Raw genomic sequence first — 12,911 nt, 5'->3', positions numbered from 1 at the left:
TATGACCAAACTACATAAAAAACAACAGCTTACAACATTTGATCAATTGCCTAAAACACCTACAGGCATCGCCGGTTTAGATGAAATAACAGGTGGCGGTTTACCTAAAGGCAGGCCCACGTTAATATGTGGTGAAGCCGGTTGCGGCAAAACGCTGATGTCGCTTGAATTTATAGTGAGGGGCGCTACCGAGTTTAATGAGCCCGGTGTATTTATGGCTTTTGAAGAAAAAGCAGATGAACTGGCCGCGAACGTGGCATCGCTTGGCTTTGATCTGCGTAAACTTCAGGATGATAAAAAATTAAGGCTTGACCATGTGCATATCGACCGGAGCGAGATCGAGGAAACAGGCGAGTATGACCTGGAAGGCTTATTTATTCGCTTAGGTTATGCGATTGATAGTATTGGCGCTAAAAGGGTAGTTTTAGATACGCTGGAGAACCTTTTTTCAGGCCTGTCAAACCAGGTTATACTGCGTGCCGAGTTAAGAAGGCTTTTTAATTTTTTGAAAGATAAAGGCGTTACCGCTGTTATAACCGGCGAGAAGGGAGAAGGAGCATCACTGACTCGACAGGGACTTGAAGAGTATGTTTCAGATTGCGTGATCCTGCTTGACCACAGGGTTATCAACCAGATCTCCACCCGCCGTTTGCGCGTGGTAAAATACCGCGGCTCGCAGCATGGTACCAATGAATATCCTTTTCTGATTGATGAAGAGGGCATTTCGGTCCTTCCTGTAACTTCGTTACGGCTTGAAAAGGAAGTGTCATCAAAACGGATTTCGTCGGGTATCCCGTCGCTTGATAGCATGTTTGGTGGCAAGGGCTTTTTTGAGGGCAGCAGCATTTTGGTTTCGGGCACCGCAGGTACCGGTAAAACAAGTATCGCGGCCAGCTTTGCCAATGAGGTTTGTCGCAATAAAAAGAAATGCCTCTATTTCGCCTTTGAGGAATCGCCAAAACAGATCCTTCGTAATATGAAATCAATCAACATCGATTTGCAAAAACATGTTGATAATGGTTTACTTGAGTTTCATGCCTCGCGCCCTACACTGTATGGGCTTGAGATGCACCTTGTGGCTATTTATAAGATCATTAAAAGATTTAAACCCGCGGCCGTAATTCTTGACCCTATTACAAACCTGATTACTGTGGGCTCGGTGAGTGAGGTGAAATCCATGCTTATCAGGCTGATAGATTTTTTACAGGACGAGCAGATCACGGTTATGTTCACTGCGCTTAGTTTAAATACAGTGGTTAGCGAGCAAACTGATGAGGGCGTGTCATCATTAGTTGATGCATGGCTGCTTGTACGGGATATTGAATCAAACGGTGAACGCAACAGGGGACTGTATATCATGAAATCGCGCGGTATGAGCCATTCAAACCAGGTACGGGAGTTTACCATAACTGATCAGGGGTTAAACCTGGTTGATGTATATCTTGGCCCTGAAGGGGTACTTACCGGTTCGGCCCGTGAAGCGCAAAAATTAAAGGAAAGGACCGGTGTGGCACTCAGGGATTTTGCCGTTTCCCGTAAGGATAAAGAGATCCTGCGCAAGCGTATGATGCTTGAATCGAAAATAGCAAGCCTGCAGGCCGAGTTTGAATCGGCGGAAGAAGAGCTTAACAAAATGTACCTCGAGGATGAATTAAAACAGGACATCATTGAAAAGAACCGGCAGGAGATAACCAATATCCGCCGTGGGAATGTGAATGTTCCTAAAAGTAAATCAAAAAATAAAAAGTAATGGAACTGGAAGAAGCTATAAAATATGAATTAAGGTTGTACGTGGCAGGCAGAACTGCTAAATCCGTTACCGCACTAACCAATCTTAAAAAATATTGTGAAGAACATTTGAAAGGCCAGTATGTTATTGAAGTGATTGACTTACTGCAGCAGCCGCAACTGGCTGAGGGCGACCAGATTTTTGCTGTACCCACGCTGGTAAGGAAAGTGCCTGAACCGATTCGCAAAATAATAGGCGATTTAAGTAATGAAGAAAAGGTGTTGGTGGGATTGAACATCAGGCCTGTAAATAATAAATAAATGACGGAGCAAAACCAATCGCCTTTAAATGCCGATGATAATTTAAGTGATAGCGAAAGCCAACTTTTTCGATTGCGTTTATTTGTGATTGGAGCATCCCCCAATTCCATCCGGGCTATTACTAATCTTAAAAATATTTGTGAACAATATATAAAAGCTAATTACGAGCTGGAAATAATTGATGTTTACCAGCAACCACTTATAGCCGAAGCCGAACAGATTGTAGCATTACCCTTACTTGTCAAAAAATCACCGGGTGCTGAACGGAAATTGATAGGGGATATGTCAAACACCACTAAGGTTTTGAAGGGGCTTGGTATATATTCAGAAAGTTGATCATGGAATCATTCAAATATACATATGAGCAGTTAATGGCCGAAAACAATGAACTTCGTTTTCAGTTAGAAGAAGCTAATGATACTATTGACGCTATTCGCAGCGGCCAGGTTGATGCACTTGTAGTCAAGGGCAACGAGGGGCACCAGCTTTATACCCTGAAAACGGCCGATCAAACCTATCGTGTATTTATTGAAAAAATGAACGAGGGGGCCGTTACCCTAAACAGGGAAGGCATTATTTTATATAGCAATTCGCGCTTTGCGACAATGGTTAGTGAACCGCTTGAAAAAGTGATCGGTATTTATTTTGACACTTTTATTGCAGAAGTTTCGTCAGGAAAATATAGGGAAGTAATAAAGGATGGATGGAATAACGACTGTAAGGGTGAGGTATTGTTGTCAAGCCAGGATGGTAAGCTGACGCCCTGCTTATTGTCCTGCACCACGCTCGACCTTGACGAGGGGACGGCTTTAAGCCTGATCTTAACAGATTTAACCGATCAAAAGGAAACAGAATGGGAACTGAAAATTAAAAATGATCAGCTGGAAGAAGCCCAGAATATTGCCGAGCGGTTAAACAATGAGCTCGAGGATACCGTGAAGGAGCGTACCGCCGATTTGCTGATCAGTAGGGAACACTTTAAGCTGCTGGCAAACAACATTCCCCAAATGACCTGGACAAACCTGCCGGGTGGCGAAGTTAACTTTTACAACCAGCGCTGGTTTGATTATACAGGCAGGAGGTATGGCGAAACGGCTGGATGGGGCTGGCAACAGATCGTGCACCCCGATGACCTGCAAAAAACGATGGATGTTTACCTGGCATCGTTGAATAGCGGGAAAGTTTTTGAACTGGAAAACAGGTATCTGCGCTGGGACAATACTTACCGCTGGCACCTTAACCGGGCCGAACCATTAAGAGATGATAAAGGGGAGATCCTTTTTTGGGTAGGTACCGCTACCGATATTGAAGAGCAAAAAAAACAACTGGATTTAAAAGATGAGTTTATTGGGATTGCCAGTCATGAACTAAGAACGCCTTTAACCAGTTTGAAAGGTTATTTGCAGCTTATCGCCATTTATAAAAAAGAGGAAGTACCAATGATGGTAAAGCAATATGTTGAAAAGGCAAATGTTGCTTTAAATAAGCTTCAGCGTTTGGTAAACGATTTGCTTGATGTAAGTAAGATCCATGCCGGGCGGCTTGAATATGCCATGAATGAAGTAAACCTCCGCGACCTTGTAGCTTCGACTATCGAAAACGCTGTTCACCTTTACCCCGAATTTGATTTTATTAACAGATCAGAGAAAGATCTTTTTGTAGCCGGTAATGCCGGACGACTTGAACAGGTGCTGGTAAATTTCATCAACAACTCTGTGAAATATTCAGCAGATAATAAAAAGATCATTGTTGAGACCAGGAGCGTAGATGGAAAAGTACGTGTATCCGTGACAGATTTTGGCATCGGTTTATCGGCCGGGCAAATCGAGCATATCTTCGAACGGTTTTATCGTGTTGAGGATAAAAAGTTTATGGCCAGCGGACTCGGCATGGGCCTTTACATCTCGGCCGACATCATTAACAATCATAATGGCGATATCGGTGTTCAAAGTGAGCTTGGTCAAGGTGCAACTTTTTATTTTGAGCTGCCTTTGCTTCAAAAGTAAGTGCCTGATTATTTCGGCTCAAAATTGCAGTTGACATAAATACTTCTGATATTGGCCTAAAACCTGATATAAAGCATAAAATATGTCTGCCGAAAACGGAAATATATCAATTGCAAATGACGCTAATGGTGTAACAACTATTAGTTTTTATCACCCGGCACAAAATTCCCTGCCATCAGAACTGTTAAAACAACTTGCTGACGCGATATCCAACGCCGGCAATGATCCGGAAACAAAGGTCATTGTTTTAAAAAGCGGGGGAGACCGTACTTTTTGCGCAGGTGCAAGTTTTGACGAGCTGTTGCAGATTAAAGATAAGGAGGCCGGTGCGCAGTTTTTTGAAGGCTTTTCTAACGTCATCAGCGCCTGCCGTAAATGTCCTAAAATAATTATTGGAAGGGTACAGGGAAAAGCAGTTGGAGGAGGCGTGGGCCTCGCCGCCGCTGCCGACTACTGCCTGGCCAGCGAGGCTGCATCAATAAAGCTAAGTGAGCTTACTATTGGTATCGGCCCCTTTGTAATAGCCCCGGCGGTGATTCGTAAAATAGGCTTATCCGCATTTTCTCAACTCAGTATTAAGGCAACTGATTTTCAAACTGCTCAATGGGCAAAACAAAATGGTTTGTATAATGAGGTTTACGAAGATCTTCCGGCGCTTGATGCCGCTGTATATGAGCTTGCTGAAAAGCTGGCCTCCTATAATCCGGCAGCGCTTACCTCTTTAAAGCAGGTGCTTTGGGAAGGTACTGCCGATTGGGACGATTTGCTTAAACAACGTGCCGCAATAAGCGGTGAGCTGGTGCTGTCGGAATTTACACAGCAGGCATTGCATTCCTTTTTTAATAATAAGTCAAAGTAATGGAGATAGGTTATGGGGGGCGATTGTTTTATATAGTTTCACGGATGCTTCTCATTTTTAATAGATTAGTTGTAATTTAACATTTGTACGCCTAAATCAGTTTTTTAACCAATCAGATAGTCGTTTTACACGGGCATCGTTGCTCATCACTTTATTTGAATGAACTATCCGCAGAAAAACAAGTTCGTTATTATAATAAGCATGCTTATCATGCTTGTTTCTTGTTTGCTGATAACAAGCTGGCTGCTCAATACAATAGCTTGTATAATTATAACCATCACCGCCCTCATACTGCTTAATTACGTTGAAAATAATAGGCTTAAAAGCGAAAATAGGATCATTAAGCTTAATAATGCCCTTACCGAACAGATGCAGCACCACGCTGCTGAACTTGTTGAAACCGTTGTTAAACTGGAGGTTAGTGAAGAAAAATATCGCTCACTTATTGAACACGCTTCTGACGCTATTTATGTAATTGACTTTGAAGGGCGTTTTACCGAAGTAAATGCCAGTCTGTGTAAAATGACCGGTTATCATCGGGAAGAATTGCTGCAGCTTAAAGTTGAGCAGATCATCGACCCCGAAAATCTGAAATCCGAACCGGTGCTGCTGGGCCCGGATGATCTGCATACCGCGGTAATGAAGGAGCGGCGTTTTGTGAAAAAAAGCGGGCAGGTGTTTGATGTAGAGATCAATGTAAAAAGATTTACCAAAGATAGTGTACTGGTGATAGCCCGTGATATTACCAATCGTAAAGTAATGCAGGCGGGCCTTGAGGAAGCTGAACTTAAATTCCGCACGCTTGCCGAAAAATCAATGGTAGGTGTTTATATTGTTCAAAAGGGCACATTTATATATGTTAATCCCCGGTTTGCCCACGTTTTTGGTTATGAGCCTGATGAACTGATCGGCGTTTCGTCGGTTGATGTTATCATTAGTGAACAGCATAAAGCGCTTACACTGGAACATGTCCGGGCGAGGCTTTCGGGAGAGGTGGAAAGTGTAAATTACGAGGTTATGGGCCGCTGTAAAGACGGCTCAACTAACTGGGTTGAGTTTTATGGTACGGCGACACAGATTGATGATGAGCCCGCTATCATCGGCTCAATGATAGACGTAACCGAACGGAAAAAGATTGAAGAAGAGCTACGGTTATCCGAACAAAAATACAAACTCCTTTTTGACAGCAATCCCATGCCCATGTGGATGATAGCAAAAAGCGACCTCTCGATCATTGCCGTAAATCATGCTGCTACAAAACACTATGGTTATACCGCCGAGGAGTTTTTAAGCATGACCATAAAGGATGTAAGACCTCCTGAAGAATGGGATGCAATGTACAAGGGTTACGCTGAGGAAGCGCCCGTGTGGGGCAATACCATAACCACCCGTCACCGCAAAAAGGATGGATCGATGATCAATGTGCAGATCTTCGGGCAGGATATCATGTACGAGGGGCGTTTGGTGCGGCTTTCAGTTGCCAATGATATTACTGAAAAACTCCTTTCGGAAGAGTTGCTTCAAAAATCGGAAGCCAACCTGCAAACTATTCTCAACACAACCGATACTGCTTATGCGGTGTTTGATAAAAGCCTGAAGGTTTTGGCATTCAATCATAAAGCTATTGAGTTTGTAAGAATCCAGTTTAATCATGATCCTCAAAATGATGACAGGCTTGCCGATTTCTTTCCGCCTGAAAGGTTTCCGCAATTTGTTGAATTTACGGAACAGGTTTTAAACGGCCATAATGTAAGCTACGAGGTGGATTATCTCCAGGCTGATGGTTCAAAATGCTGGTTTTATGTACGCCTGTTCCCAATAAAGGATAGCCAGGAAAATATATTAGGCCTGATGATGGCCCTTTATGATATTACCGAAAGAAAGAATATCGAAAATAACCTGAAGGTAGCTTACGAAAGGATCCATAACCATATAAACCGTATAAAAAATATGGCCTGGAAACAATCGCACTATATGCGCAGCCCGGTAGCCAATTTAAAAGGCCTTGCAGGATTATTGAAAGACAACCCTGCCGATACCAAAACACTTGACTATATGATAACTGAACTTGAGCGCCTTGACGCTGTAATTGTTGAAATGGCCAGTGATGCTGCCAGCCATGATTAAATAAAAAGCCACCGGTAATGCGGTGGCTTCCTGTTGTTTTACCAGTGCCTGCAGTAGTGATGAACACGGTAATACCTGTTATAATATACAGGTGCATCGTAGTATCTTGTTGAATAATACCGGGGACGACCGTAATAAACAGGACGGTTATAATAAACATCACGTCCATAGTAGGCAGGCCTTCCGTAATAGCCCCTTGTATATACCACCCTATGATAAGGACGGCCAAAATGTGCATTGATACTTATACTTTGAGCTTTTGCAAATTGAAATGAAAACATCATTACAAAAGCTATTATTGAAAAACGGATAAATTTCATGGCGTTAAATTTTAGTTAATACCTAAGTTGTAATACATAATTATGACTATGGATTGATGGCTGGGTTTAATTAAAATTTTATATTTTTAGACATGTATTACTTTGTCTTTTCTGCAATAGTTATCCTTATCATAATTGGAGTGCTTTATATTAAGGCGTATTATGATAAGTTAAGTTGGGCAAAAAAGAGGTTGGTGAAAATTCAGGGCAAGTGGGGCAAGCCTATTGGTAGCCGCCGAAACCTTGATCTGATCAGGACTTATTTAGATTCATCAGGAGATAAAAATAAGCTTTCGGCCCAAACAGCGCATGACCTTGACCTGGTAAGCGTATTCAATTACATCGACAGAACAAACAGCAAGCCCGGTAAGCAATACCTGTTTAATTTACTGCATAACCCCTCAACTGATATCGATGCGCTGCATGATCTTGACAACGATGTTGAGGACCTTAATATGGATATCCCCGGCCGTGAACGGCTCGAAGTGGAATTGTCAAAGCTTAATAGCCCGGATGCTTACTTCATAGCCGATCTTTTTCTTAAAGAGCATAAACCGGTGTTTTCATCGGTTGTAAACTTTTACGCAAAGGTTTCTCCATTCCTGATTATTGCGGCTTTAGTATCGCTCATCGTTATTCCCAATATCTACATCTTTATCTTTTTGATGTTGTTGTTTGCTTACAACATTGCTATACTTCTTACCAACCGGAAGACTATCTCGGGATATGCCAGATCCTTACCGCAATTACTGATCATGTATAAGGTAGCAGTGGCGTTAGTAAAAAGCGGGAAATTTGGTACGGCAACAGCGGTAAAACAAAGTCTTACCAATTTAACAGGTTTAAAACGTGCGCTTAAGTTTGTGAATTTAGAAAGCCGCTTCGTGAGCAGTACGAGCGATATCGGTTATGCGGCTTTTAAGTTGTTTAAATTGCTTTTTGTAATTGAACCCAATACCTACACATCATCGTTAAAACAGGTTAGTAAATACAGCACCGATATAAAAGAAGTATACAAATTTATTGGCCGGGCAGATACGCTGATAGCTATACAATCTATTCGTGATGGCTTGCCGCTTTATTCAAAGCCTGAATTTACGGGTGTTGATGGCAACAAAATAGAGGTCACTGAACTATTTCACCCGTTGGTAGCTAACTGTGTAACCAATTCGCTGTTTACCACAGAGGCCGACAGGGGAGCGTTGATCACCGGATCGAACATGGCGGGTAAAACTACATTCATTAAAGCGCTGGCATTAAATACGCTACTATCGCAAACCATATTTACAAGCTGTACAAAAGCCTATAAAGCTCCTTTACTGAAGATCCAAACCAGTATCAAAACCAGCGACAATATTGATGAACAGAAGAGTTACTTCCAGGCGCAGGCTTCTGCCATTTTAAATATCATAGATAACAGTTCTCAAAAAGAAGAAATAAAAAGCCTGGTGATCATCGATGAGATTTTCAGGGGTACCAATACCATTGAGCGTATAGCTGCGGCAAAATCAGTGCTTTCGTACATCACCGCTAACCAGAATTTTGTGTTTGTTTCAACCCATGACCTTGAACTGGCCGAACTGCTGGATGAGGACTTTGTTGTTTATTCTTTCTCAGAATCAAAAGACGGGCGGGTACTGGTATTTGACTATATCCTGAAACAAGGCCTGCTTAAAAATACCAACGGCATCGCCATCCTCAAATCAATGGGATACCCCGAACCGGTTATTGATGAAGCTAATATCATAAGCGAACGGATGATGAATAAGTATTTGGTGTAGTGGCGGCGGCGATTCTGCAATTAATTAAGATAGCGTCATTGCGAGGTACGAAGCAATCCCCGACAGGCAGAGCAACCTTGTAAGTCGCCCTGTAGAGTTCGCGATTGCTTCGTGCCTCGCAATGACGCGTTATATATTCTTTCTTTTAAAGACGGTAAAAGCTAATCCTCATACAACCTCAGCTTGTTTTTCAAGTACCTCATATCTTCCTGTAGTTTTTCAACCCGCTCAAGCAGGTGGGAGATAGCTTCGATACCTGCTATATTGATATCCAGCTCGTGCAGGCTGATCAGTTTTTCCAGTTTTTGAAGTTCGGTTTGGGGGATGAAGGTGGTTTCATTGATAATGGTAATTTCAACCAACCCCGCTTCATGTAATGAAGTAATAAAAGTGTACTCAACATTATGATATACACAAAAATCGTTTGCGGCTATTAATTCTGCTGTTTTCATAATGTGTTTAATTTAGGTTGATGATTTTGCCAGTTCTTCAAACAGTTGTTTTTGTTTTTCGGTAAGGTTGGTTGGGGTTTGGATATCGTATGTCAGGTACAGATCGCCAAATTCATTTTCTTTTTTGTAAACAGGCATACCCTTGCCCTTCAGCTTTACTTTGGCACCGTTTTGTGTTTCGGGGCTTACTTTCACTTTAACTTTGCCGTTTAATGTATCCGCCGTTACTTCACCGCCCAAAACTGCCGTGTACAGGTCAAGTTTTAATGTAGTATATAAGTTATTGCCATCGCGTTTAAAACTTGGATCAGGGGCAACGTTAAACTGAATATAGAGGTCACCGGCAGGGCCGCCGTTTACACCCGGAGCGCCATGTCCGGCTATTTTAATGGTTTGTCCGTTCTCGATACCTGCTGGTATACTGATGCGGATATTTTTGCCATTAACGGTGAGCGTTTGCTTATGTGTTTCAAGTACGTCGCGAAGATTTAAGCTCAACGAGGCATTATAGTCCTGCCCGCGGAATTTTGCCTGCCTGCCTCCGCGTGCGCTTCCTGCACCGCCAAACATCGACTGGAAAAAATCTGAAAAATCTTCACTTCCAAAACCTTCAGCGCCGCCAAATCCCTCTGCACCGCCGAAACCGCCATAACCACCACCTTGCCCTCCGGCTTGTTGCCGTGCCTGTTGTTCGTATGCTTCGCCATGCTGCCAGTTCTCACCGTATTTATCGTATTTCTTTCGCTTTTCCGGGTCGCTTAATACCTCATTTGCCTCGTTTAACTGCTGAAACTTTTTGTTGGCCTCTTCGTCGTTAGGGTTAAGGTCGGGGTGATATTTGCGGGCCAGTTTGCGGTATGCATTTTTGATATCCTTTTCGGATGCATTTTTATCAAGCTCTAATACTTTGTAATAATCTATAAAAGCCATGGCGGGGTTTAATATAAACAGATGTGTTATTAACTACTAAATATACAGCTTGGTTTTAAAACGAATTGCTTTTTTAATGTCATTTGATATAACTACACTGGCTTTAAAATTATGACTTGTTCTTTTATTTAAAGTTTGCAAATACTACATTTGGCGTCCTTAAATTAAAGCATATGCCTGTAATAACCCAAGCCACCCTTGTTGATGTTCCTGAACTTAACGTTTTAGTGAATAGTGCTTACCGTGGCGAAAGCTCCAAGAAGGGATGGACAACCGAGGCCAACTTAATTGATGGCATCCGCATTGATGAAGAAACACTTACCACTTATATGAATGATGAAAATATCATCATTTTAAAACATACCGACGAAGATGGCTATATTAACGGTACAGTTTATCTTGAAATCAGGTATCCGAAGCTGTATGTAGGGATGTTTAGTGTATCGCCATTGCTGCAAAATAAAGGGGTAGGGCGTGCCTTAATTGAAGAAGCCGAAGTTTACGCACGTAAACACAATTGCCATACGCTAACCATGACGGTGATCAGCACACGTTTTGAACTGATAAGCTGGTACGAGCGCCGTGGCTACAAACCAACCGGCGAAATCCAGCCATTTCATGCACATGGCCGTTTCGGCGATGCCAAACAGCACATAGAACTGATAGTGATGGAGAAAAGTATTTAAAGTCGGAAAGTCCGGAAGTCGGATGTCCGAAAGAGAAATAGGTTTCTGGAATGGTCAGAAGTTAATAGGTGTGTCTGTAAAGCTAACTTTCGGACTTTTTGACTTTCGGACTTCCGGACTCTAACACAAACGCCAACACTTCACTGATCTTATCAGCCTGTTTAAAGTTTTCGTGGGTTAAAACGGTCTCCACATGTTCGTGCGCCCAGGTAGTGTGAAAGGGTACGTGAATAGCATGGCCGCCAATATTAATCACTGGCATCACATCTGATTTTAGGGAATTACCAATCATCATAAATTCTTCGGGATTGATGTCAAGATGTTTGATCAGCTTGATATAATCATCTTCCTTTTTATCGCTCATAATCTCGATGTGGTGAAAGTAATGAGCCAGTCCCGATTTTTTGAGCTTGCGCTCCTGGTCAAGCAGATCACCTTTGGTAGCAACTACCAGTCTGTAATGGTCTTTTAGTGATGATAATACATGCTCTACGTCATTTAGGATCTCTATCGGTTGGTTAAGCATATCCTTTCCATATTGCAGTATCGTTTCTACTACCTCAACACTGATGTTTTTTTCGGAAATGCTCAATGCCGCCTCTATCATGCTCAGGATGTAGCCTTTTATCCCGTAGCCATAAAGCGGGAGGTTATCAACCTCAACCTTAAAAAGCTCTTTAGAAATGGTATGCTGGGGCGAAAAATTTTCAAGCAGACTGCAAAACCTTTCTTCGGTAGCTTGAAAGTAAGGTTCATTTACCCAAAGGGTATCATCGGCATCAAAGGCAATTACTTTTAAGTTCATTTGAAGTATCTGGTTTACCTGGTGCAATAATAACACATCAGGTTGATTTTAGTAGTAAAAGGGCCGTTAAGCCGCAATAAAAATTTAACATTTATTAACTATGGAGCTCAATTTAAGCCATTTAAAAATAAAGTAAATTTGTATGCAACCTTATTTCAAAAGCTACGTCTCATAACTTAAATGGTCAAATTAATATTCGTTTAAATGGAAGAGATACTGCCACCCTTAAAAGAATTTATTGTTGATTATTGCAACAGGTATAAGATTCACAATATTGATCCACATAGTCTTAGCCTCGACACCAGTATCGATCTTGATTTGGATATTTTTGATATTGAGATAGACCTTTTTCTTGCCGATTTTGCCGAAGAGTTTAATGTGGATCCCTCCAAATTCAGCTGGTATAAATACGGCTATCCCAAAGGCTCAACCCGGGTAAAAATGATAAAATTGATGTTTGGCTACAACACCACTTGGGTTAAACAACTGGCCCAATACTGCTACACTCCCAAATTTAAAGTGCGTAACCTGCAGGATGCCGTTAAAACAGGTAAACTGGTTTAAGGATGAGATAGGTTTCACTAATCCGGAATCGGTGAAATCAAAAAGCAATCAGGGAAATCCCCAAAATAACAATCAGCGAAATCAACGTAATCAGAAATGATCAGCGGTTAAAGATCTGTAACCCCGGTATGTTTACGTTTGATGAAATTTCTGATATCCAATACAATACCAGCAAAGAAATAGAATATAAGCGGAAAGCCTACCGCCAGGAACGAAGAATAGATAAAGAATAGTCGGATCTTGGAGATAGAAATATTAAAACGCTCGCCAAGATAGGTGCATACGCCAAAAGAGTACCGTTCAAAAAAAGTGAGTATTCGCTGTAGCATGGT

Annotated in this window: 14 protein-coding genes; 9 read left to right on the top strand and 5 right to left on the bottom strand. The window is 41.9% G+C overall.

Annotated elements, in window-relative coordinates:
- Window position 1: 1 nt before the first annotated feature.
- The 6 genes from kaiC to AC1DUD_RS19970 all read left to right on the top strand — a co-directional run bounded on the left by kaiC (window position 2) and on the right by AC1DUD_RS19970 (window position 7,041).
- Window positions 2-1,750 carry a circadian clock protein KaiC gene (kaiC, locus tag AC1DUD_RS19995; RefSeq protein WP_477377575.1) on the top strand — a complete coding sequence of 583 codons (1,749 nt, stop codon included), beginning with the start codon at window positions 2-4 and terminating at the stop codon, window positions 1,748-1,750.
- Window positions 1,750-2,049, top strand: a complete 300-nt coding sequence (locus tag AC1DUD_RS19990; RefSeq protein ID WP_121224739.1) for a circadian clock KaiB family protein — start codon at window positions 1,750-1,752, stop codon at window positions 2,047-2,049. The genes kaiC and AC1DUD_RS19990 overlap by 1 nt, the downstream gene beginning before the upstream one ends.
- Entirely contained in the window at window positions 2,050-2,385 is a 336-nt protein-coding gene (locus AC1DUD_RS19985) for a circadian clock KaiB family protein (protein ID WP_477377573.1), read from the top strand.
- A 2-nt stretch (window positions 2,386-2,387) separates the two neighbouring features.
- A complete protein-coding gene (locus AC1DUD_RS19980; protein WP_477377571.1) occupies window positions 2,388-4,055 on the top strand; it encodes a PAS domain-containing sensor histidine kinase in 1,668 nt (555 codons plus the stop codon).
- 82 nt (window positions 4,056-4,137) lie between these two features.
- The gene (locus AC1DUD_RS19975) at window positions 4,138-4,914 is read left to right on the top strand and encodes an enoyl-CoA hydratase/isomerase family protein (protein WP_477377569.1); all 777 of its coding nucleotides are present in this window, start codon (window positions 4,138-4,140) and stop codon (window positions 4,912-4,914) included.
- Window positions 4,915-5,124: 210 nt separating this feature from the next.
- Complete coding sequence (locus tag AC1DUD_RS19970) at window positions 5,125-7,041, top strand: PAS domain-containing protein (RefSeq protein ID WP_477377567.1); 1,917 nt, start codon at window positions 5,125-5,127, stop codon at window positions 7,039-7,041.
- A 38-nt stretch (window positions 7,042-7,079) separates the two neighbouring features.
- On the opposite strand, the gene AC1DUD_RS19965 is transcribed toward AC1DUD_RS19970, so the two are convergent.
- A complete protein-coding gene (locus AC1DUD_RS19965) occupies window positions 7,080-7,361 on the bottom strand; it encodes a hypothetical protein (RefSeq protein ID WP_477377565.1) in 282 nt (93 codons plus the stop codon).
- Between the two features lie 194 nt (window positions 7,362-7,555).
- Between AC1DUD_RS19965 and AC1DUD_RS19960 the strand changes: the two genes are divergently transcribed.
- Window positions 7,556-9,142 carry a MutS-related protein gene (locus AC1DUD_RS19960; RefSeq protein WP_477377563.1) on the top strand — a complete coding sequence of 529 codons (1,587 nt, stop codon included), beginning with the start codon at window positions 7,556-7,558 and terminating at the stop codon, window positions 9,140-9,142.
- 161 nt (window positions 9,143-9,303) lie between these two features.
- Here the strand turns inward: AC1DUD_RS19960 and AC1DUD_RS19955 are convergent, their stop codons facing one another.
- Both AC1DUD_RS19955 and AC1DUD_RS19950 read right to left on the bottom strand, forming a co-directional pair.
- Window positions 9,304-9,594 (bottom strand): chaperone modulator CbpM, encoded by a 291-nt coding sequence (locus tag AC1DUD_RS19955; RefSeq protein ID WP_477377561.1) that lies wholly within the window; start codon window positions 9,592-9,594, stop codon window positions 9,304-9,306.
- 12 nt (window positions 9,595-9,606) lie between these two features.
- The gene (locus AC1DUD_RS19950) at window positions 9,607-10,524 is read right to left on the bottom strand and encodes a DnaJ C-terminal domain-containing protein (protein ID WP_477377559.1); all 918 of its coding nucleotides are present in this window, start codon (window positions 10,522-10,524) and stop codon (window positions 9,607-9,609) included.
- Between the two features lie 173 nt (window positions 10,525-10,697).
- On the opposite strand from AC1DUD_RS19950, the gene AC1DUD_RS19945 reads away from it, so the two are divergent.
- Window positions 10,698-11,210 carry a GNAT family N-acetyltransferase gene (locus AC1DUD_RS19945; RefSeq protein ID WP_477377557.1) on the top strand — a complete coding sequence of 171 codons (513 nt, stop codon included), beginning with the start codon at window positions 10,698-10,700 and terminating at the stop codon, window positions 11,208-11,210.
- Between the two features lie 82 nt (window positions 11,211-11,292).
- Here AC1DUD_RS19945 and AC1DUD_RS19940 read toward each other — a convergent pair whose 3' ends face one another.
- Window positions 11,293-12,051: an HAD family hydrolase gene (locus AC1DUD_RS19940; protein WP_477377555.1), complete on the bottom strand. Its 759-nt coding sequence runs from the start codon at window positions 12,049-12,051 to the stop codon at window positions 11,293-11,295.
- 168 nt (window positions 12,052-12,219) lie between these two features.
- Here AC1DUD_RS19940 and AC1DUD_RS19935 point away from each other — a divergent pair, with 168 nt between their 5' ends.
- On the top strand, window positions 12,220-12,579 hold the full coding sequence (locus AC1DUD_RS19935; protein ID WP_121224761.1) for a DUF1493 family protein: 360 nt from the start codon (window positions 12,220-12,222) through the stop codon (window positions 12,577-12,579).
- Between the two features lie 107 nt (window positions 12,580-12,686).
- On the opposite strand, the gene AC1DUD_RS19930 is transcribed toward AC1DUD_RS19935, so the two are convergent.
- A complete protein-coding gene (locus AC1DUD_RS19930) occupies window positions 12,687-12,908 on the bottom strand; it encodes a PspC domain-containing protein (RefSeq protein WP_022830549.1) in 222 nt (73 codons plus the stop codon).
- Window positions 12,909-12,911: the final 3 nt, after the last annotated feature.

It is taken from the genome of Mucilaginibacter sp. P4_A11 (assembly GCF_056402535.1).
The sequence above is the reverse complement of the archived record's forward strand: the minus strand, read 5'-3'. Positions and strand labels throughout refer to the sequence as shown.

Excerpts from the sequence above, each read along its gene's own strand:
- kaiC (WP_477377575.1), top strand. The coding sequence starts at position 2 with ATGACCAAACTACATAAAAAACAACAGCTTACAACATTTGATCAATTG.
- AC1DUD_RS19990 (WP_121224739.1), top strand. The coding sequence starts at position 1,750 with ATGGAACTGGAAGAAGCTATAAAATATGAATTAAGGTTGTACGTGGCA.
- AC1DUD_RS19985 (WP_477377573.1), top strand. The coding sequence starts at position 2,050 with ATGACGGAGCAAAACCAATCGCCTTTAAATGCCGATGATAATTTAAGT.
- AC1DUD_RS19980 (WP_477377571.1), top strand. The coding sequence starts at position 2,388 with ATGGAATCATTCAAATATACATATGAGCAGTTAATGGCCGAAAACAAT.
- AC1DUD_RS19975 (WP_477377569.1), top strand. The coding sequence starts at position 4,138 with ATGTCTGCCGAAAACGGAAATATATCAATTGCAAATGACGCTAATGGT.
- AC1DUD_RS19970 (WP_477377567.1), top strand. The coding sequence starts at position 5,125 with ATGCTTGTTTCTTGTTTGCTGATAACAAGCTGGCTGCTCAATACAATA.
- AC1DUD_RS19965 (WP_477377565.1), bottom strand. The coding sequence starts at position 7,361 with ATGAAATTTATCCGTTTTTCAATAATAGCTTTTGTAATGATGTTTTCA.
- AC1DUD_RS19955 (WP_477377561.1), bottom strand. The coding sequence starts at position 9,594 with ATGAAAACAGCAGAATTAATAGCCGCAAACGATTTTTGTGTATATCAT.
- AC1DUD_RS19950 (WP_477377559.1), bottom strand. The coding sequence starts at position 10,524 with ATGGCTTTTATAGATTATTACAAAGTATTAGAGCTTGATAAAAATGCA.
- AC1DUD_RS19945 (WP_477377557.1), top strand. The coding sequence starts at position 10,698 with ATGCCTGTAATAACCCAAGCCACCCTTGTTGATGTTCCTGAACTTAAC.
- AC1DUD_RS19935 (WP_121224761.1), top strand. The coding sequence starts at position 12,220 with ATGGAAGAGATACTGCCACCCTTAAAAGAATTTATTGTTGATTATTGC.
- AC1DUD_RS19930 (WP_022830549.1), bottom strand. The coding sequence starts at position 12,908 with ATGCTACAGCGAATACTCACTTTTTTTGAACGGTACTCTTTTGGCGTA.